Genomic DNA, 18,424 nt, shown 5'->3' on the forward strand with positions numbered 1-18,424 from the left:
CGGCTGGGCCCCGCGCGAGCCGGCGGCTGACCCGGCGGGCGACGCGCGGGCCCGGGGCGGCCGGTCATATCCTGGGCATCGAGCCGGCGGGAGGTGGGTCATCGTGAGTACTCCGTTCTGGGGCCCGGACTTCGACCAGCTGCGGGCCACCGATCCGGACATCGCCGCCGTCGTGGTCGACGAGTTGGAGCGGCTGCGCGGCGGCCTCCAGCTCATCGCGAGCGAGAACTTCACCTCGCCGGCGGTGCTCGCGGCGCTCGGCTCCACGCTGTCGAACAAGTACGCCGAGGGCTACCCGGGGCGCCGCTACTACGGCGGGTGCCAGGTGGTCGACCGCGCCGAGGAGATCGGCATCGCGCGGGCCCGGGAGCTGTTCGGCGCCGAGCACGCGAACCTGCAGCCGCACTCCGGCACGCAGGCGAACTTCGCCGTCTACGCCGCCCTGCTCACACCGGGGGACACCGTCCTGGCGATGTCGCTGCCGCACGGCGGGCACCTGACGCACGGCAGCCGGGTCAACTTCTCCGGGCGGTGGTTCGACGTCGTGGCCTACGGGGTCCGGGAGGACACCGAGCTCATCGACTACGACCAGGTCCGTGAGCTGGCCCTGCAGCACCGGCCCAAGATGATCATTTGCGGGGCGACGGCCTACCCCCGCCGCATCGACTTCGCCGCGTTCCGCTCGATCGCCGACGAGGTCGGCGCCTGGCTGATGGTGGACGCGGCGCACTTCATCGGGCTGGTCGCCGGCGGCGCGCTGCCGAGCCCGGTGCCGCACGCCGACGTCGTCAGCTTCACCACGCACAAGGTGCTGCGCGGCCCGCGCGGCGGCATGATCCTCTGCCGGGAGGAGCTGGCCGCCCGCATCGACAAGGCGGTGTTCCCGTTCAGCCAGGGCGGGCCGCTGATGCACGCCGTCGCGGCGAAGGCGGTGGCGCTCAAGGAGGCCGCGACCCCCGAGTACGCCATCTACGCCCACCAGGTGATCGCGAACGCCCAGGCCCTCGCCGAGGGGCTGGCGGCCGAGGGCGTCCGGCCGGTGGCGGGCGGCACCGACACCCACCTGACCCTGCTCGACCTGCGGGAGCTCGGCGTGACCGGCCGCGACGCCGAGGCACGCTGCGACGCGGCGGGCATCACGCTCAACAAGAACGCCATCCCGTACGACCCGCAGCCGCCCGCGATCTCCTCCGGCATCCGGGTGGGCACTCCCGCGGTGACGACGCAGGGCATGCGGGAGGGCGAAATGAAGGAGATCGCCGGTCTGATCGCCCGTGCGGTGCGTGACCCGTCCGCGGCGGCCGACGTCTCCGCCGCGGTGTCCGTGCTGGTCAACCGCCATCCGGCCTATCCGAGATAGCCGGGCGGCCGCGGGCCACGGCCCGTTCGCGGCTGCGGGTGGCGGCGGGCGACCGCGCCGGCTGGCGCACGATGAGAGCCCGGAACGGCGCAGGATGAAACGGCGGAACAGGTAGGGATGCGCGAGTATCTGCTCGTCTTCGCGGTGGCGGCGGCGGTCACCTTCCTCACGACGCCGATCGCCCGCTGGATCGCCTTCCGTGTCGGGGCGGTCGCCCGGCCCCGGGCCCGGGACGTGCACGCGACGCCCACCCCGCGGCTCGGTGGCCTGGCGATGCTGGCCGGGCTCTATGCGGGCCTCGAGGTGGCCGATCAACTGCCGTTCCTCTCCGTGGTCTCCCAGGACTGGTCGGAGACTCGTGCCGTCCTGGTCGCCGGCACGCTGATCTGCCTGCTGGGGGCGGCCGACGACCGCTGGGAGCTGGACTCGCTGACCAAGCTCGCCGGTCAGGTCGCGGCCGCCGGCGTCATGGTCCTGCTCGGCGTGCAGTGGTCCTTCGCGATCGACCGGAACAGCGAGACCACACTCAGCTTCGGGCCGGAGACCGCCGTCCCGCTGTCCATCTTCGCCACGCTCATCCTGGTCAACGCGATGAACTTCATCGACGGCCTGGACGGCCTGGCCGCCGGGGTCGCCGCGATCGCGGCCGGTGCCACGTTCTATTTCGCCTACCAGATCGCGGTGACCAACGGCTTCTACCGGGCCTCACCGGCCGCGCTGCTCGCCGCGGTCACCGCCGGGGTGTGTGTCGGCTTCCTTCCGCACAATTTCAACCCAGCCCGGTTGTTCATGGGGGATTCCGGCTCGATGCTCATCGGGCTGCTCTCGGCCGCCTCGATGATCTCGGTGACCGGTCAGGTCGCGTACGGGGGTTACGCTGGACCCTCCCAACAGCTTCCGTCGCTGATTCCGCTGGCCATCCCGCTGGCGGTGCTGGCCGTCCCGGTGCTCGACTTCGGGCTCGCGGTCATCCGGCGGACGAAGGCGGGGCGCTCGCCGTTCGCGGCGGACAAGATGCACCTGCATCATCGAATTCTTTCGATTGGCAACTCCCACGTCAGGGCGGTTCTGCTGATGTACTTCTGGGCCGCGCTCGTCGGCTTCGGGGGAGTGGCGGCCTCCTTCTCCGACTCGCCGCTGCCGATCCTCGTCGCCACAGTCGGCGTGGGGCTGCTCGCGCTGCTCGCCCTTCTTCTGACGGGCCAGCGCGCGGCCCGGCGCGCATGATCGCCGCGGCTCGCCCGGCGCTGCGCGCCGGGTTGTGCACGATGGCGGTGCTGCTGGCTGTGGTCCTTGTGCTGACCGGCGCCATTCGGGGCGCGGCCGGAATCGCCGGCGGAGCCCTCGCGGTCGGCCTGGTGGCGGCGTTCTTCGCGCTCGGCAAGCTCGCCCTGGTCGCGGTCGCCCGGCGCGGCGCCACCACGATGCTGCTGCCGGCCGCGCTCGGGATCTACGCGGCGAAGGTCGCCACTCTGGGGGTCATCCTGGTGGCGCTGCGCGACGCGACGGCGATCGACCTGCCCAGCTTCGCCTGGTCGATCATGGCCGCGACACTGTGCTGGGTGGGCGCCGAGGTCTGGGCCGCCACCAGGCTGCGCGTGCCGTTCTACGATCCGGCGACCTTCGATCCGTCCCGCGTCGCTCCGCTCGATCCGTCGCGGGTCGCTCGCCCCGGCGGCCCCGTCCGGGGGAATCCGTCATCCGCGGCCGCGCGCCCGCCGCGGGCGTCCGGCGAACAGCCGTAGACCGTGGCGGCCGCCACCGCGATGACCGGTGGCCGTGCGCCCAGCCGGGAGCCGGGTGCGGATCGGCCGGCGGCCGGTGCGGACCAGTCGGGGGACCGGCGAGGACAGGCCGCCGGACCGGTGAGGACGAGCCTCGGGGCGGCCGGGGATCAGCGGATCAGCGGTGATCCAGGATTAGGAACAACGTGATGGCGAACGGCACCAACGGGCCCGATCGCGAAGATTCGGGCAAAAAGGACAATAGTGAAAGGGAAGAAAGACTAAGCTCGGGCTCGGCCGCGTCACCGAATCCACCGCCGGGCGAAGCCTGGGGCGTCATCGGCACGCTCATCGCCGGCGGCGGCTTCTGGGGGTTGGTCGGTCTGGGGATCGATCGGCTCGCCGGCTTCGACGCCCTGTTCTTCCCGATCGGGCTCATCGTCGGCATCATCGCGTCGCTCTATCTGGTCATCTACCGGTTCGGAGCCCGCCGCTGACGGCGCTCAGGGCAGTGTGTCGATGACGTAGTGTGACAACATGTCCAAAAACCCAACGGAAGATGAACGTTCGACTGTCTGTCGGAGATCTTAGTCCTGCAACCAGTGCTCTCCAGCGCCCGGGCAGATAGCATCTGCCCTGTCGAAGAGCGTCGTGAAGATGCCTTCGACACAGGACGTCCCCGCGTCGAACGCGCCGGGTCCGGGACAGCGTGTCCCTTGCCACCGGGGCTGTGAGCGGGTCGCGTCCGACGGTCATCCGCGTGTCTTCGATTGCCCGGAGCGGCGGCCCATCCCGTATAGGGTGAGGTCGATCCGACCCCGGGGGGATCGCGAACTTTGTCAGCATAAATGATCTTGGAGGTATCGGAAGTGCCGAGCGGATCGGTGCTCTTGGCGGCCGATGACGGCTTCCACGGGCCGACTCCCGATGTCTTCAAGCCGAAGAGCTGGTTCGAGTTCGACCTGGGCCCGATCGACTTCTACTTCAACAAGTGGTCCGCGCTGACTCTGTTCGTCGCGCTGTTCGTCGGCGGCTTCCTCTGGCTGGGGTTCCGCAAGGCGACGCTGGTGCCGCGCGGGCTCCAGAACTTCTGCGAGTCGATCTACGACTTCGTCGATCTCCAGATCGCTCAGAACGTCATCGGCGAGCGAGGCAGGACGTTCTCCCCGTACCTGACAATTCTCTTCTGCTTCATCCTGCTCTCCAACGTCATGGCGGTCATTCCGGTCGCGCAGTTCCCGACGACGTCGCGGATCGCGCTGCCGATGATCCTGGCCGCGGTGAGCTGGTTCATCTTCAACATCGTCGGTATCCGCGAACACGGGGCCGGTACCTACTTCAAGGACATGCTGGTGCCGGCGCCGACCGCGCCGCTGTTCGTGAAGGTCATCCTGGCTCCGATCGAGTTCGTCTCGACGATGATCGCCCGCCCCGCCACCCTCGCCATCCGGCTGTTCGCCAACATGTTCGCCGGCCACATGCTGCTGCTGGTCTTCGCGTTGGGCGCCGACTACCTGCTGCCGAAGCCCCAGTTCGTGTTCGGGCTGGTCTCCGGCCTGATGGCGATCGCTCTCACGCTGTTCGAGCTGATGATCGACGTGCTGCAGGCCTACATCTTCACGGTCCTCACAGCTGCCTACATCGGCGGCGCGATCTCCTCGCACGGCGGCGGAGACCACGCGGCGGACCACTCCCCGATCCACGGCCACGAAACAAGTGCGCCGGTCACCGCCGCTGGCGCGGTGGCGCGGGCCTGAACCTGAATCGACCCACGCGCACCGTGGGAGAGCCCCGGTGCACCGACCACAGAAGGACGGATCCCTACGATGTCTCTTTCCGCGGCCACGTTGCTCGCCGCTGATGACGCGATCAGCGGCAACATCGGCACGGTGGCCTACGGCATCGCGACCCTCGGCCCTGGCATCGGCGTCGGCATCATCTTCGGTCTGGGTATCCAGGCCATCGCCCGCCAGCCCGAGGCCGAGCAGGTGGCCTTCCGTTACATGCTGATCGGCTTCGCTGTCGTCGAGGCGCTCGCCCTCATCGGCTTCGTCGTGCCGTTCGTCTTCACCTGATCCGGGGCGCCCTGTGCTGCAGAATCTAGTTCTAGCCGCCGCCGAAGAAGGCGCGGAACACGAGGACAGCGTCCTTGTGCCGCCGCTCGCCGAGCTGATCGTCGGCCTGCTGGCCTTCGGTCTTCTCGTCGGATTCTTCTTCTGGAAGATCTACCCACAGATCCGTAAGACCTATGCCGAGCGGGCCGAACGTATCGAAGGTGGTCTCAACCGCGCCGAACGGGCGGAGCGCGAGGCACAGGCCCTGCTCGAGCAGTACCGTTCCCAGCTCGCCGAAGCACGCTCGGAGGCGGCTCGCATCCGCGAGGACGCCCAGGCACAGGGGCGGCAGATCGTCGAGGAGCTGCGCACGCAGGTGCAGCAGGAGGTCGCCGAGATCCGCGAGCGGGCGGACGCGGCGCTGGTCGCGGAACGTGCCCAGGTCGTGGCCTCCGTGCGCCGTGAGATCGGTGAGATCGCGCTCGAGCTCGCGACCCGGATCGTCGGCCGCGAGCTGGAGAACGACACCCGCCAGCGGCAGCTCGTCGACGACTTCATCGCGGGTCTCGACGAGGCTCCGCAGCCTGACGCCGTCCCGGCCGGGCCGGGAGTCTGACGGTGGAGGGAGCCAGCCGGCAGTCGCTCGCCGCCGCCAGGTCGGTCCTCGACCAGGTGACGGCGGTGCCGATCGGCGCAACCGCCGGTACGGTCGCGCCCGAGGTCCGTCGGATCGCCGGCGATCTCAGCGCGGTCGCCACCCTCGTCGGGGGCGAGCCGACGGTTCGGCGCGCCCTCACCGACCCGGGCGCGCCGCCCCAGTCGCGGACGGGCCTCGCGGCCCGTCTGCTCGGCGGGCAGATCAGCCAGGGGGCGCTCGCCGTCGTCTCGGCGGCCGTCGCCGGTCGCTGGTCGCGTCCCGTCGACCTCAGGTACGCGCTCGAGGAGCTCGCCGTCGAGGCGACGCTGGCGGAGGCGGAGGCGGCCGACGCCCTCGACGAGGTCGAGGACGAGCTGTTCCGGTTCGGCCGGATCCTCGGCCAGAACCCGCAGCTCTCGCTCGCCCTCACCGACCCGGCGGCGCCGACGTCCGCGAAGGTGGGACTGGTGACGCGGCTGCTGTCCGGCCGCGCCCACCCGGTGACCCTGCGGCTGGCCGAGCAGGCGGTGGCCGACCGCGAGCAGGGCGACATCGAGCGGCGCCTGGAGCAGCTCAGCCGGATCGCGGCCGCCCGCCGCGGGCGGGTGGTCGCCGTCGTCCGTACCGCGACCGTGCTCGACGACGACCAGATCGCGCGGCTGAAGGTGGCGGTCAGCCGCTTCTTCGGCCGGCAGATCCAGCTCCAGATCGATCTCGACCCCGCTGTCCTCGGTGGTGTCGCCGTACGGGTCGGTGACGAGGTCGTGGACGGCACCGTCCTGCGCCGCCTCGCGGCAGCCCGCCGCGGGCTGACCCGTTAGGCCGCGGAGCGCGATGGGTGAGCTGAAGCCGGGACCGATCCCAGAACCGGCAGAGACGACCGATGACCAGATCCACGCCAGCCATGAAGGACCAACGCGATGACTGAGCTGTCCATCCGGCCGGAGGAGATCCGCGACGCCCTCCGGGAGTACGTCGACTCCTTCCAGGCCACCTCCGGTGACCGGGAGGAGGTCGGCCGTGTCGTCGTGACCGGTGACGGGATCGCGCGGGTCGAGGGCCTTCCGCACACCATGACCAACGAGCTGCTGGAGTTCTCCGGCGGCGTGCTGGGACTGGCCCTCAACCTCGAGGTCGGCGAGATCGGCTGCGTCATCCTCGGCGACGCCGAGCACATCGAGGAGGGCCAGGAGGTCCGCCGGACCGGCGAGATCCTCGCCGTCCCGGTGGGCGACGGCTTCCTCGGCCGGGTCGTCGACCCGCTAGGGCGCCCGATCGACGGCCTCGGTGACATCGCCGCGGCCGGCACCCGGGCGCTCGAGCTGCAGGCCCCGTCGGTGGTGCAGCGCCAGCCCGTCAAGGAGCCGCTGCAGACCGGCATCAAGGCCATCGACGCGATGACCGCCATCGGCCGGGGTCAGCGTCAGCTGATCATCGGCGACCGGCAGACCGGGAAGACCACCGTCGCGATCGACGCGATCATCAACCAGCGTGACAACTGGGCGAGCGGTGACCCGAAGAAGCAGGTCAAGTGCGTCTACGTGGCCATCGGCCAGAAGAAGACGACCATCCGCGAGGTGGTGAACACCCTCGAGGAGGCCGGCGCGCTGGCCTACACCACGATCGTCGCCGCCCCGGCCGACCAGCCGGCGGGCTTCAAGTACATCGCCCCGTACACCGGCTCGGCGATCGGGCAGTACTGGATGTACAACGGCCAGCACTCGCTGGTGGTCTTCGACGACCTCTCCAAGCAGGCCGAGGCGTACCGCGCGATCTCGCTGCTGCTGCGCCGCCCGCCGGGCCGTGAGGCCTACCCGGGCGACGTCTTCTACTTGCACTCCCGTCTGCTGGAGCGCTGCGCGAAGCTCTCGGACGAGCTCGGGGGCGGGTCGCTGACCGGGCTGCCGATCATCGAGACCAAGGCCAACGACATCTCGGCCTACATCCCGACGAACGTCATCTCGATCACCGACGGCCAGATCTTCCTGGAGTCGGACCTGTTCAACCAGGGCGTCCGGCCGGCGATCAACGTCGGTACCTCGGTCTCCCGAGTGGGCGGCAGCGCGCAGGTCAAGGCGATGAAGTCCGTCGCCGGCCGCCTGCGCCTCGACCTCGCCCAGTACCGCGAGCTGGAGGCCTTCTCGGCGTTCGGCTCCGACCTGGACAAGGCCTCCCGCGACCAGCTCGCCCGCGGCGCCCGGCTGGTGGAGCTGCTCAAGCAGCCCCAGAACAAGCCGTTCTCCGTCGAGCGCCAGGTCGTGTCGATCTGGGCCGGCACCACCGGCAAGCTGGACGACGTGCCGGTGGAGGACATCCGCCGCTTCGAGGCCGAGTTCCTCGACTTCGTCGGGCGGACCCACAGCGCCATCTACGACACCATCGTGAACACCGGGAAGCTCGGCGACGACCTCGTCTCCTCCCTGGAGTCGGCCATCGCCGAGTTCAAGGAGCAGTTCACGCTGTCGAGCGGCAAGCAGCTGGTGAACGAGGCGGTCCCCGAGGCGCTCGACCCGTCCGCGGTGGAGCGCGAGGAGATCGCCGTCCACCACCGCAAGCCGTCCGACGAGACCGCGGGTCACTGACCCATGGCGGGCCAGCTTCGCGAATATCGGCGGCGGATCAAGACGGTCCAGTCCACCAAGAAGATCACCAAGGCGATGGAGCTCATCGCCGCCTCGCGGATCGCCAAGGCCAGGGCGCGGGTCGCCGCGTCCCGGCCGTACGCGGAGGAGATCACGCGAGTGATCAGTGCCGTGGCGTCGCAGACGACGATCGCTCATCCGCTCACCACCGAGCGCCCGGAGCCGACGCGGGCAGCCGTGGTCGTGATCACCAGCGACCGCGGCCTCGCCGGCGGCTACAGCTCCAACGCGCTCAAGCGCGCCGGGGAGCTGGTCGAGCTGCTGCGTGAGGAGGGCAAGGAGCCGCTGCTCTACGCGGTCGGCCGCAAGGCGGGGACGTACTACCGCTTCCGCGGCCGGGCGCTGGCCGGCGACTACACCGGCTTCTCCGAGCAGCCGAGCTACAGCGACGCGAAGGCGGTGGCGGACGCCCTCATCACGGCCTTCACCACGCCCACCGAGGAGGGCGGTGTCGACGAGATCCATCTCGTCTTCACCGAGTACGTCAGCGCCATGACCCAGAACGCGGTGGCGCACCGCCTGCTCCCGATGGTCCTGCGCGAGCACGACGAGCCGCCGGCCGGTGGGCCGCTGCCGAACTACGAGTTCGAGCCGTCGGCCGAGGCCGTCCTCGACGCGCTGCTCCCGCGGTACGTCGAGAGCCGTCTCTACGCGGCGCTGCTGGAGTCGGCGGCCTCCGAGTCGGCGGCCCGCCAGCGCGCGATGAAGTCGGCGACGGACAACGCCGAGGACCTCATCAAGACCTACACCCGCGCGGCCAACCGGGCCCGCCAGGACGCCATCACCCAGGAGATCTCCGAGATCGTGGGTGGCGCGAACGCCCTGGCGTCCGGCGCGTAGGAGACCTGTGATCTTCCGGCCACCCCTGCCCCGGCGTGCACCGCGGCGGGCCGACGCACTAGGCGGCGGGCGGACCGGTGTGGACACTGGGCTCACAGCCGGCATCGACTCCGCTGCCGGCGTCGACACCGACGAACGTCAAGCCGAAGCCCGCGGCGGCGGGCAACGACAGTGAAACCGAGGACGCCATGACCGTCACCACCAGCTCGCCGACCACGGCGGAGGGCCGGACTCCGGGGATCGGCCGAGTCGCCCGAGTCATCGGACCGGTCGTCGACGTCGAGTTCGCCCCCGACGAGCTTCCCGAGATCTACACCGCGCTGCACGTCGACCGCACGATCGACGGCGAGACCGCGGTCCTGACCCTTGAGGTCGCGCAGCACATCGGCGACAACACCATCCGCGCCATCTCCATGCAGCAGACCGACGGCCTCGTGCGCGGGGCTCCGGTCCGCGACACCGGCGCGCCGATCTCCGTCCCGGTCGGGAACGCCACCAAGGGCCACGTGTTCAACGTGCTCGGCAACCCGCTCGACGTGGACAAGGTCGACGCCGAGACCTACTGGCCGATCCACCGCTCGGCGCCGGCCTTCGACCAGCTCGAGTCGAAGACGGAGATGTTCACCACCGGCATCAAGGTCATCGACCTGCTCGCCCCGTACGTGCGAGGCGGCAAGATCGGTCTGATGGGCGGCGCCGGCGTCGGCAAGACCGTCATCATCCAGGAGATGATCCGCCGGGTCGCCAAGGAGTTCGGTGGCGTGTCGGTGTTCGCCGGCGTCGGCGAGCGCACCCGCGAGGGCAACGACCTGTTCCTGGAGATGACCGAGGCCGGCGTCATCGAGGACACCGCGCTCGTCTTCGGCCAGATGGACGAGCCGCCCGGCACCCGGCTCCGGGTCGCCCTCGGCGCGCTCACCATGGCCGAGTACTTCCGGGATGTGCAGAAGCAGGACGTGCTCCTGTTCATCGACAACATCTTCCGGTTCACCCAGGCCGGCTCCGAGGTGTCGACGCTGCTCGGCCGGATGCCCAGCGCCGTCGGCTACCAGCCGACGCTGGCCGACGAGATGGGCGCCCTGCAGGAGCGGATCACCTCGACCCGCGGTCACTCGATCACCTCGCTGCAGGCGATCTACGTCCCCGCGGACGACCTGACCGACCCGGCCCCGGCGACGACGTTCACCCACCTCGACGCCAACACGGTGCTCGACCGGGCGATCTCCGACCTCGGCATCTACCCGGCCGTGAGCCCGCTGGACTCGAACTCCCGGATCCTCGACGCCCGGTACATCGGGCAGGAGCACTACGACACCGCCCGCGAGGTGCAGCGGATCCTGCAGCGCTACAAGGACCTGCAGGACATCATCGCCATCCTCGGTATCGACGAGCTCTCCGAAGAGGACAAGATCCTCGTCAACCGGGCTCGCCGCATCCAGCGGTTCCTGTCCCAGCCGTTCTTCGTCGCCGAGCAGTTCACCGGCATCCCCGGCAAGTTCGTCCCGCTCGACGAGACGATCGACTCGTTCCGCCGGCTCACCCAGGGCGACTACGACCACCTGCCCGAGCAGGCGTTCTTCATGTGCGGCGGGATCGAGGACGCCGAGAAGAACGCGGAGAACCTGTAATGCCGATGCGGGTGGCGATCGTCTCGCCCGAGCAGGAGGTGTGGTCCGGCGACGCCGACATGGTCGTCGCCCGGACCGTCGACGGCGACATCGGTGTCCTGCCGGGACACATCCCCATGCTGGCCGTGCTCGTGCGCGACCAGACCGTGCGGGTGAAGGTCGGCGGCCAGGAGATCTCGGCCGCCGTCGACGGGGGCTTCGTCTCCGTCACCAAGGAGGGCGTCAGCATCCTCGCCGAGAGCGCGACGATCGCCTGACGCGGTTCGCCGGAACACCCCGGCTTCGGCGCTGACACCTGTCGGCGTCGAAGCCGAGACGGCGGCTCCAGAGGCCGGCAGAGCCCCAGGCTCCGTCGGCCCCAGGCCGTCGCCGGGGCTCTGCTCAGCCGCCGGCGCCCGGCTTCCACAGGACGTCCCCGTCCGGGTTCGCGACCCGGGACAGGATGAACAGCAGGTCGGACAGGCGGTTCAGGTAACGGGCCGGCAACGGGCTCGTCGCCTCCGGCTCCGCCTCGACCAGCGCCCAGCAGGCCCGCTCGGCCCGGCGCGCCACCGTGCGCGCCACGTGCAGCAGGGCCGCCCCGCGCGTGCCACCGGGCAGGATGAACGAGCTGAGCTTCGCCAGGTTCTCGTTGTAGTGGTCGCAGGCCTGCTCAAGACGGTCGACGTAGCTGTCGGTGATCCGCAACGGCGGGTACTTCGGCTCGGCGACCACCGGGGTGCACAGGTCGGCACCCACGTCGAACAGGTCGTTCTGCACCTGCCCGAGCGTCTCGCGGATGTCCGGGCCCAGCTCGCCCAGCGCCAGCGCCACCCCGATCGCCGCGTTCGCCTCGTCGACGTCGGCGTAGGCGGCCAGCCGTGGCGACGTCTTCGCCACCCGCGACATGTCACCCAGCGCCGTCGTGCCGTCGTCGCCGGTACGGGTGTAGATCCGGGTCAGGTGCACCGCCATGGCGTCACTGTATGGGCGCCGCCGTCCCGGTGCCCGTGAAGACCTTCAGATCACGGCATGCACGACGCTCGCGTCGTCACTGACCCCGAACCTCGGATGGCGCCGGCACTCGGGGTCCGCCTGTTCGGTCTCGCGGAGCCGGTGCACCAGCTCCTCCGCGGCTCCGCGGCGCACCGCGTCAACGAGAGCCCCGTACCCGTCCACCAGGGCGAACGGCTCGACAAGCCGGGCGAAGCCGTCCGAGAGCAGCAGCAGGTCCTCGCCGCCGGTCAGGCGAAGAGTGCGGCAGTGCGCGTGACGGGTGGCCTCCGGGACGTCCCCGAGGATCCACGACCCGCGCGACGTGTTACGCCGCCGGCGGCGCTCCAGCAGGGTCCCGCGTGCCCGTCCATAAGCTGCCGCCGGATCGTCGCCGTGGTCGATGTCCGCCCGGATGGCATCGAGGATCGTCCGCTCGGTCGTCGCGAACTGAGGATCCACGAACACGGTTGGAGACGGCCGGCCGCCGGCCGGGGCCAGCACGACGGGGACGTCGCCGAGAAGGCACAGGTCCAGCAGGTCACCGCGTTGCCGCACCACCGAGATCGCGGCGGTGGGGAACCCGGTGGAGCGGCACGTGCCCGCGTACGGCAGCCCGGCGAGCCGCGCCCGCGCCGTCACGTGTCCGACCAGCCGTGCGAGGACGTCCGCGAGCTCGGCACCGTCCCAGTCGACGCTGCGCAGGTAGTCGTCGGCCACCGAGCTCAGCCAGGCGGCGGCGGGAAGGCCCTCGATCGGCGGTCCGGCTTCGAGGGCTGTCGCTCCGTCGACCACCCAGGCGCCGTCCGCTCGAAATCCGCAAGCGTCCTCGTTGTGGGCCTTTGCCGACCAGCTCGAGGCCACCGTCACCTGCATCTCCGCCAGTCACCTTCCCCTCTCGCCCCTGCTTCGTCGGTCAGTGTCCGGCGAGTGCCAGGCCGACGCCGAGGAGTATCGCCCCCAGGAGGAGGGGAAGTAGGCGCCGTCGGGAGTCTCCGCCACCGATGACCAGGATGTGGAAGCCCCAGAACACCAGGAGCGTCACGCCTCCGGCGCAGGTGAGGAGGCCCGACGCCGGTCCCGGAGGTTGCCCGGCCGCGATGTTGGCGGCGGTCGTGATGAACGCGATCACCGCCGCGAGCAGGCCCATGATCTCGAGGATCTGGGTCCGGATACCGCGCAGTTCCGTGGTCGCCTCGTTCTGTCCTATCCGGAGCAGATCGGCCTGTTGCGCGTACTGGATGCGGGCGCGGATCAACTGGTAGTCACCGATTCGCAGCGCGTACTCGGCTCCCGAGCTGTCCTCCTCGTCGATGGCTCGCGCGATGCTCGCTCGAGCCGTGGCGTATGCGCCCCGGAGAGTGGCTATGCGGGCATGAGTGCCGTGATAACGCGGGTAGGCGCCGTGGCTGAGGGCGATCGCCTGCCGGATCAGCCGTTCTCCCTCCAGCAGGAGCTGGGGATCCGGGTCCGTGTCCGCCTCGTACTGATCCGCGATGATCGAGGCCGCCAGATGGAGGACCCCTGGGATCGACGACAGCCGGCGCACCGCTTCGAGCGCGAAAGTGAGAGCTGCCTGTCTGTTCGCCGGCTCGCCGTCGAGTGAGGAGTAGTACTCGGCCTGCATGAAGTAGAACATCGGATGATCGCCGAACGGGGACTGGTACTGGTCCACGTTCGCCCGGTGAGTCAGGTGATCCCTGCGACGCCAGGCGCGCGCCTGCACGCAATAGAACGCGTTGAATCGCGCCTGTTCGGATTGGGACGGGTCGCCCAGAATCGCGGCGAGCGCGTCATCCGTGGCGATCGGATCCTCGAGCAACGCCCGGGCCTCGGTCCCGTACGAGGCGTGGGTTTCCGGCGGCAGGGACTCAAGGCGCGCTAGGAGCACCGAAACCGAAGTCCAGGTCAGGTCCAGGTAATCCAAGTCGACGTAACCCAATTGGTAGGTTCCGCGCATGCATTCCGTAAGCGTAGCCGGTGTGACACGCAGAGATGACGGTCGCGTGCTCTGCATCCAGCGGCGGGACACCGGCGCGTGGCAGATTCCGGGCGGAGTCCTCGAGCGTGGTGAGACCTTCGAGGACGGGCTTCGCCGCGAGGTGCGGGAGGAGACCGGGGCGCTCGTGGAGCCGGTTCGCCTTACGGCATCTACCTCAACCTGCCCATGGGCGTCGTGGCGATGGTCTTCCTCTGCCGTGCGGTCTCCGCCGTGATCAGCTCCCAGACCGACGAGTCCGTGGCGGTCGACTGGCTCACCGTGGACGAGGTCGTCCAGCGGTCGGTGCCCGCGTTCGCCGTGCGGGTCACCGACGCGCTCGCCGGCCAGCCGGAGCCTTTCCTGCGTCACCACGACGGAGTGCGCGTGCTGGGCGTCGCCGGTTCGCCCGGTGCTGCCGTGGACTCTGCCTCGGCGCCGCATGCATAGCAATCCGGTCAGATCGTCGGATGGATGTCGGTGGTCCCCGGAGGTCTTCGTTGGTGTCCGGTTGTGGCCGGGGCGCGCCGTTTGCCGAGGCCGCGCTGAAGATCTTCCACGGAGCACCTAGCATCGGAGCCCGTGGAGTGCTTCGTCGTGACAGGCGGGACCAGGCTGGTCGGCGAGGTCGCCGTTCCGGGCGCGAAGAACTCGGTGCTGAAGCTGATGGCGGCGAGCCTGCTCGCGCCCGGCCGCACCACGTTGGACGCGGTACCCGACATCCTTGACGTCTCGGTGATGGCCGACGTCCTGCGTGGCCTCGGGGCCGGGGCGGAGCGTGACCGGGCCGGGGGTCGGATCGTCATCGACATACCCGAGGTGGTCGATGCCACCGCGGACGCCGAGCTCGTCCGCCGGATCCGGGCGTCGGTGGCCATCCTGGGGCCGCTCGTCGCCCGCCGCGGGGAGGCCCGGGTGGCGCTGCCCGGTGGCGACGCGATCGGCTCGCGCGCGCTCGACATCCACATGAACGGCCTGACGAAGCTCGGTGCCGTGGTGGACGTCGAGGCCGGGGTACTGGTGGCCCGCTGCTCCGGGCGGCTGCAGGGCGCCTCGATCTGGCTGGACTTCCCGAGCGTCGGGGCCACCGAGAACCTGCTGATGGCCGGGGCGCTCGCCAAGGGCACGACCGTGATCGACAACGCGGCCCAGGAGCCGGAGATCGCCGACCTGTGCGCGCTGCTCACCGCCATGGGCGCCCGGATCGACGGCGCGGGCACGTCCACGCTCGTCATCGAGGGGGTGGAGGGGCTGCGGCCGGTGCTGCACCGCACCGTCCCGGACCGGATCGTCGCGGGTACGTGGGCGATCGGCGCGCTGATGACCGGTGGCGACGTGACCATCCGGCACGGCCGGGCCGAGCACCTCGGGATCGTCCTGGAGAAGCTCGCGGGCGCGGGGGCGGCCGTCGAGCTCGTCGAGGACGGCTTCCGGGTGAGCGCGGACGGGCGGCCGCGCTCGATCGACGTCGTCACGCTGCCCTACCCGGGCTTCCCGACCGACCTCCTGCCGCAGGTGATCGCACTGGAGGCGGTCAGCGAGGGAATCTCGCTGATCACCGAGAACGTCTTCGACAGCAGGTTCGTGTTCTGCCGGGAGCTGCACGCGCTCGGCGCCGACCTGCGCACCGACGGCCATCACGTGGTCGTCCGGCCCACCCCGCGGCTGACCGGCGCCTCCGTGCTCGCCTCGGACGTCCGCGCCGGCGCGGCGCTGGTGCTGGCAGGCCTGGTGGCGGAGGGCACGACCGTGGTCCGTGACGTCCACCACATCGACCGCGGGTACGCGCACTTCGTGGAGAACCTCACCGCGCTCGGCGCCGAGATCCGCCGCGAGCCGTCCTCGGCGGCCGCGGCCTGAGTCGACCGCGGCCGAGCTGACCGCGACAACCGACCGGCGGACCTGGGCCAGGACTGGTACGGGTGTCGGCGGGCGGGTCAGGCGCCGTCGGTGGGCTCGCGGCGGCTCTGGGCGAGCGCGTGCACGGCCCTGGGCAGGTCGGCGGCGAAGACGAGCACGTGCTGGAGCTCCCCGGCCAGGTAGAGCAGGTCGCCGCGGGGGCTCACCGGGGCGGGCACCGGCCGCGCGGGCGCCAGGGTGGCGCGCACGCCGCTGCCGATGAGGGTCGCCCGCAGCCGCTCGGCCCGCTCGCTAGGCACGGTGGCGACGGCGACCAGCAGGCCGAAGTCATCCGCGCGCCGGTCGCCGCCCGGATGACCGGTACCGCCATCGGCGCCGCCATCCGCGTCCGGGTCGTGGTCGGCGTCGTGATCGGCGTCGTGATCGGTGTGCGCGTCCGGCGTCGAGGTCAGCCGGCAGACGGCGACCAGCACACCGACGGCGATCAGGACCAGGGTGGGTCCATAGAGGAAGCCGAGAGCGGTGGTCTCCATGATCACCCCTTGGTCCGTCTGGTCTGTCGCGGGGCGCCCGGGGCCTTCGGTGCCCTGGTCCCAGGTTCGTTTCCCGCCAGGTCCATCGTCGCACCGACACCGACGTTCGGATGGGTCTTTGGGCCTGAGCTGGATCGTCACACCAGTCAAATGGAACATATGGGAGAGATTGGTGAGATCATCGCCATGGGTGGGTTCCGAGTAGCCCCCCACTGCGATCGGCTGTCCGCGGGACTCGTCCAGCTGTGTGCGGCAAGCCGAGCGCAGGTGCAGGTGCCCAACGGCGGGCCCGACGCGACAGTCTCGGCCTGCCGGTGCATGGGGAATCGGAGGCCGCGATGGGCGAGTCGTCGACGGTGCGGGCGGTGGAGGCGGACTGTCCCGGCGAGGGCGGGAACCAGACCCTCCGACTGGTGGGGACGGTGGACGTCCGATCCGTCGGGGAGCTCCGGATGCTGCTGCACAACGCGATCGACGCCGGTCGCGGCCCACTGCACGTCGACGTCGGCGGGCTGGAGCTGGGCGACCACGCGGGTGTCGGGGTGCTGCTCGGGGGCGCCCGCCGGGCCCGCGCCCTCGGCCGCACGCTCGTCCTGGTGGACGCCTCCGCGGCCCTCGGACGCCTGCTCGCGGTCGACCGCCTTGGACGTCTGCTGCGCGTCCAGATCGCGCCCGACCGGCTCGCTGCCGTGCCTCCCGGTGCTGGCGGGCACGGCACGGTCGGCCACGCCCGCCGCGCCCGCGGCCTGAGCGTCCCCGCGGCCTGAAGTCCCCACCGGGTCCGTGGCCTGAGCGTGCCCGCAGCCTGAGAGAGCGCCCCCGGGGGTGCGGCTTCGTCCCGTGAGATTCGTCACCGGCGACGATCGTCCGTGGACGCTGAGTGATCGGCAAGTCCCCGTTGGCGGGCGCCGAGCCGGCATAGGGCATGCTTTCCCGATAATCGGGCCGGGTCGTGGCATGGTGGAGGTAAGACACAGACATGCTGGACGTGGAGGTGCCCGCGGGGGTGGACCCAGCCGGTGGTCGGGCGGCCCGGCCGGGGGCCGCGGCCTGGACCCAGCAGCAGCGGCCGCTCCTCGTGGCCGCCTCCTTCGTGGTCGCGGTCGTGCTCGGGGTGGTCATCGGGCTCGTCTGGGCCTCCGACGACTCCGCCACGCCGGGCGCCGTCGCCGTCGAGCAGCCCGACGACGCGATCCTCAGCCCCCCGCTGCCCTCGGTCCCCTGGGAGACCAGCCGGGTCGCCGGCAGGGCGCGGACGCTGGCGCTCAAGGGCAACGAGCCCACGACCCTGCGCCAGCCGCTGATGTGGCTCGCCGCCTACGAGGTGCGCAAGAAGACCGGTGCCGCCGCCCCGGTCGCGTCGGACGTCACGATCCCCAACGGGATGTTCTACGGCGCCGTCGAGGGCGTCGACAAGGAACGCGACGAGTTCTGGGCCGTCGGTATGACCGAGATCCGTGGGGTCGCCGAGACGGACGCCCCCGACCCGCACGTGTGGAAGCGCGTCGGCAGCGCCCCGTGGACCCTGGTCGGCCGCGGCACCGCGGCCTGCGACCTGATCCCCGCCGACCTGAAGAACATCTGGGGCCCGAGCGCCTGCTCCTCCGCCTGAGGCCCGCCGCCACCCGCGTCCGCCGCCGTCGAGCCCTTCCGTCGCCTGAACGTCCGCCGCTGAACGGCAGCCGCCTGGACGTCCAGCGTCTGGGTAGCCCTGTTCCGGGTAACTCTCCGTAGGAGCTCTCGGCCGGCCCGGGCCCTGCGCACTGGGGGCGCCGGACCGGCATCGGCGGCTACGCTGCTGCCGTCGCCGGATCTCGCGAGGATCGGCGGCCATTGATCCCCGTCCTGGCTCGGCGTCGGATGTGCCCCGAGGTCCGTGCGCACGGCCCGTGCCTGTGGCTCTGCGCGCGGGGGCGGCGTCCGTCCGGCTGCCGGTTCCTGGGCGTCGCACGGAGCGCTAGGAGGCGGCGATGACGGATGTGGCCAGGTCGGAGCGTGACCGGCCGTGGATCGTCCGGACCTACGCGGGTCATTCGAGTCCGGCGGAGAGTAACGCTCTGTACCGGCGCAATCTGGCGAAGGGGCAGACGGGTCTGTCGGTGGCCTTCGATCTGCCGACGCAGACCGGGTACGACCCGGATCATGTGCTGGCGCGTGGTGAGGTCGGGAAGGTGGGTGTGCCGGTCGCGCATCTCG

At 70.8% G+C, this 18,424-nt stretch carries 20 protein-coding genes and 1 pseudogene; 17 read left to right on the top strand and 4 right to left on the bottom strand.

Annotation, left to right across the window (positions count from 1 at the left end):
* Positions 1-103 precede the first annotated feature (103 nt).
* From glyA to FMEAI12_RS12860, 12 genes are all read left to right on the top strand, one after another.
* Entirely contained in the window at positions 104-1,360 is a 1,257-nt protein-coding gene (gene glyA / locus FMEAI12_RS12805) for a serine hydroxymethyltransferase (protein WP_112106198.1), read from the top strand.
* A gap of 117 nt (positions 1,361-1,477) precedes the next feature.
* Positions 1,478-2,587, top strand: a complete 1,110-nt coding sequence (locus FMEAI12_RS12810) for an MraY family glycosyltransferase (RefSeq protein ID WP_112106199.1) — start codon at positions 1,478-1,480, stop codon at positions 2,585-2,587.
* On the top strand, positions 2,584-3,105 hold the full coding sequence (locus FMEAI12_RS12815; RefSeq protein ID WP_112106200.1) for a hypothetical protein: 522 nt from the start codon (positions 2,584-2,586) through the stop codon (positions 3,103-3,105). The genes FMEAI12_RS12810 and FMEAI12_RS12815 overlap by 4 nt, the downstream gene beginning before the upstream one ends.
* Before the next feature lie 188 nt (positions 3,106-3,293).
* Positions 3,294-3,581 carry an AtpZ/AtpI family protein gene (locus FMEAI12_RS38070; RefSeq protein ID WP_020458654.1) on the top strand — a complete coding sequence of 96 codons (288 nt, stop codon included), beginning with the start codon at positions 3,294-3,296 and terminating at the stop codon, positions 3,579-3,581.
* 372 nt (positions 3,582-3,953) lie between these two features.
* Positions 3,954-4,841, top strand: coding sequence for a F0F1 ATP synthase subunit A (gene atpB, locus FMEAI12_RS12825; RefSeq protein WP_071059408.1), 888 nt, complete (start codon positions 3,954-3,956; stop codon positions 4,839-4,841).
* A 69-nt stretch (positions 4,842-4,910) separates the two neighbouring features.
* Positions 4,911-5,159, top strand: a complete 249-nt coding sequence (locus FMEAI12_RS12830) for an ATP synthase subunit C (protein WP_020458657.1) — start codon at positions 4,911-4,913, stop codon at positions 5,157-5,159.
* 13 nt (positions 5,160-5,172) lie between these two features.
* Positions 5,173-5,754 carry a F0F1 ATP synthase subunit B gene (locus tag FMEAI12_RS12835; RefSeq protein ID WP_020458658.1) on the top strand — a complete coding sequence of 194 codons (582 nt, stop codon included), beginning with the start codon at positions 5,173-5,175 and terminating at the stop codon, positions 5,752-5,754.
* 2 nt (positions 5,755-5,756) lie between these two features.
* Complete coding sequence (locus tag FMEAI12_RS12840) at positions 5,757-6,596, top strand: F0F1 ATP synthase subunit delta (RefSeq protein ID WP_071059409.1); 840 nt, start codon at positions 5,757-5,759, stop codon at positions 6,594-6,596.
* Between the two features lie 99 nt (positions 6,597-6,695).
* Entirely contained in the window at positions 6,696-8,357 is a 1,662-nt protein-coding gene (gene atpA, locus FMEAI12_RS12845; protein ID WP_071059410.1) for a F0F1 ATP synthase subunit alpha, read from the top strand.
* 3 nt (positions 8,358-8,360) lie between these two features.
* Positions 8,361-9,257 (top strand): F0F1 ATP synthase subunit gamma, encoded by an 897-nt coding sequence (locus FMEAI12_RS12850; protein WP_071059411.1) that lies wholly within the window; start codon positions 8,361-8,363, stop codon positions 9,255-9,257.
* A gap of 188 nt (positions 9,258-9,445) precedes the next feature.
* Positions 9,446-10,885, top strand: a complete 1,440-nt coding sequence (gene atpD, locus FMEAI12_RS12855; protein ID WP_020458662.1) for a F0F1 ATP synthase subunit beta — start codon at positions 9,446-9,448, stop codon at positions 10,883-10,885.
* Positions 10,885-11,142, top strand: a complete 258-nt coding sequence (locus FMEAI12_RS12860; RefSeq protein ID WP_018502335.1) for a F0F1 ATP synthase subunit epsilon — start codon at positions 10,885-10,887, stop codon at positions 11,140-11,142. Before atpD ends, FMEAI12_RS12860 begins: the two co-directional genes overlap by 1 nt.
* Before the next feature lie 124 nt (positions 11,143-11,266).
* Here FMEAI12_RS12860 and FMEAI12_RS12865 read toward each other — a convergent pair whose 3' ends face one another.
* The 3 genes from FMEAI12_RS12865 to FMEAI12_RS12875 are packed head-to-tail and all read right to left on the bottom strand — an operon-like array spanning position 11,267 to position 13,817.
* A complete protein-coding gene (locus tag FMEAI12_RS12865) occupies positions 11,267-11,839 on the bottom strand; it encodes a cob(I)yrinic acid a,c-diamide adenosyltransferase (protein ID WP_071059412.1) in 573 nt (190 codons plus the stop codon).
* 45 nt (positions 11,840-11,884) lie between these two features.
* The gene (locus FMEAI12_RS12870; protein WP_112106201.1) at positions 11,885-12,733 is read right to left on the bottom strand and encodes a hypothetical protein; all 849 of its coding nucleotides are present in this window, start codon (positions 12,731-12,733) and stop codon (positions 11,885-11,887) included.
* A gap of 40 nt (positions 12,734-12,773) precedes the next feature.
* Positions 12,774-13,817, bottom strand: a complete 1,044-nt coding sequence (locus FMEAI12_RS12875; RefSeq protein ID WP_235013940.1) for a hypothetical protein — start codon at positions 13,815-13,817, stop codon at positions 12,774-12,776.
* On the opposite strand from FMEAI12_RS12875, the pseudogene FMEAI12_RS12880 reads away from it, so the two are divergent.
* Together FMEAI12_RS12880 and murA are read left to right on the top strand one after the other, a co-directional pair.
* Positions 13,816-14,285, top strand: a pseudogene (locus tag FMEAI12_RS12880) (NUDIX hydrolase). The gene FMEAI12_RS12875 and the pseudogene FMEAI12_RS12880 sit on opposite strands and share 2 nt — an antisense overlap.
* Positions 14,286-14,432: 147 nt before the next feature.
* Positions 14,433-15,695, top strand: coding sequence for a UDP-N-acetylglucosamine 1-carboxyvinyltransferase (murA, locus tag FMEAI12_RS12885; protein WP_112106205.1), 1,263 nt, complete (start codon positions 14,433-14,435; stop codon positions 15,693-15,695).
* Positions 15,696-15,772: 77 nt separating this feature from the next.
* Here murA and FMEAI12_RS12890 read toward each other — a convergent pair whose 3' ends face one another.
* Entirely contained in the window at positions 15,773-16,228 is a 456-nt protein-coding gene (locus tag FMEAI12_RS12890) for a hypothetical protein (RefSeq protein WP_112106206.1), read from the bottom strand.
* 338 nt (positions 16,229-16,566) lie between these two features.
* Here FMEAI12_RS12890 and FMEAI12_RS12895 point away from each other — a divergent pair, with 338 nt between their 5' ends.
* From FMEAI12_RS12895 to FMEAI12_RS12905, 3 genes are all read left to right on the top strand, one after another.
* On the top strand, positions 16,567-16,995 hold the full coding sequence (locus FMEAI12_RS12895; protein ID WP_112106202.1) for an STAS domain-containing protein: 429 nt from the start codon (positions 16,567-16,569) through the stop codon (positions 16,993-16,995).
* Positions 16,996-17,207: 212 nt separating this feature from the next.
* Complete coding sequence (locus tag FMEAI12_RS12900; RefSeq protein ID WP_071059416.1) at positions 17,208-17,840, top strand: hypothetical protein; 633 nt, start codon at positions 17,208-17,210, stop codon at positions 17,838-17,840.
* 358 nt (positions 17,841-18,198) lie between these two features.
* Positions 18,199-18,424 (top strand): methylmalonyl-CoA mutase family protein (locus FMEAI12_RS12905; protein WP_235013941.1); only part of this gene is annotated, 226 nt, incomplete at its 3' end.

This window comes from Parafrankia sp. Ea1.12, from assembly GCF_900465275.1.
In the GTDB taxonomy this organism is placed as follows: Bacteria; Actinomycetota; Actinomycetes; order Frankiales; family Frankiaceae; genus Parafrankia; species Parafrankia soli.

Excerpts from the sequence above, each read along its gene's own strand:
- FMEAI12_RS12890 (WP_112106206.1), bottom strand. The coding sequence starts at position 16,228 with ATGGAGACCACCGCTCTCGGCTTCCTCTATGGACCCACCCTGGTCCTG.
- FMEAI12_RS12865 (WP_071059412.1), bottom strand. The coding sequence starts at position 11,839 with ATGGCGGTGCACCTGACCCGGATCTACACCCGTACCGGCGACGACGGC.
- atpD (WP_020458662.1), top strand. The coding sequence starts at position 9,446 with ATGACCGTCACCACCAGCTCGCCGACCACGGCGGAGGGCCGGACTCCG.
- FMEAI12_RS12815 (WP_112106200.1), top strand. The coding sequence starts at position 2,584 with ATGATCGCCGCGGCTCGCCCGGCGCTGCGCGCCGGGTTGTGCACGATG.
- FMEAI12_RS12830 (WP_020458657.1), top strand. The coding sequence starts at position 4,911 with ATGTCTCTTTCCGCGGCCACGTTGCTCGCCGCTGATGACGCGATCAGC.
- FMEAI12_RS12860 (WP_018502335.1), top strand. The coding sequence starts at position 10,885 with ATGCCGATGCGGGTGGCGATCGTCTCGCCCGAGCAGGAGGTGTGGTCC.
- FMEAI12_RS12895 (WP_112106202.1), top strand. The coding sequence starts at position 16,567 with ATGGGCGAGTCGTCGACGGTGCGGGCGGTGGAGGCGGACTGTCCCGGC.
- atpA (WP_071059410.1), top strand. The coding sequence starts at position 6,696 with ATGACTGAGCTGTCCATCCGGCCGGAGGAGATCCGCGACGCCCTCCGG.
- FMEAI12_RS12900 (WP_071059416.1), top strand. The coding sequence starts at position 17,208 with ATGCTGGACGTGGAGGTGCCCGCGGGGGTGGACCCAGCCGGTGGTCGG.
- FMEAI12_RS12850 (WP_071059411.1), top strand. The coding sequence starts at position 8,361 with ATGGCGGGCCAGCTTCGCGAATATCGGCGGCGGATCAAGACGGTCCAG.
- FMEAI12_RS12810 (WP_112106199.1), top strand. The coding sequence starts at position 1,478 with ATGCGCGAGTATCTGCTCGTCTTCGCGGTGGCGGCGGCGGTCACCTTC.
- FMEAI12_RS38070 (WP_020458654.1), top strand. The coding sequence starts at position 3,294 with ATGGCGAACGGCACCAACGGGCCCGATCGCGAAGATTCGGGCAAAAAG.
- FMEAI12_RS12875 (WP_235013940.1), bottom strand. The coding sequence starts at position 13,817 with ATGCGCGGAACCTACCAATTGGGTTACGTCGACTTGGATTACCTGGAC.
- FMEAI12_RS12870 (WP_112106201.1), bottom strand. The coding sequence starts at position 12,733 with ATGCAGGTGACGGTGGCCTCGAGCTGGTCGGCAAAGGCCCACAACGAG.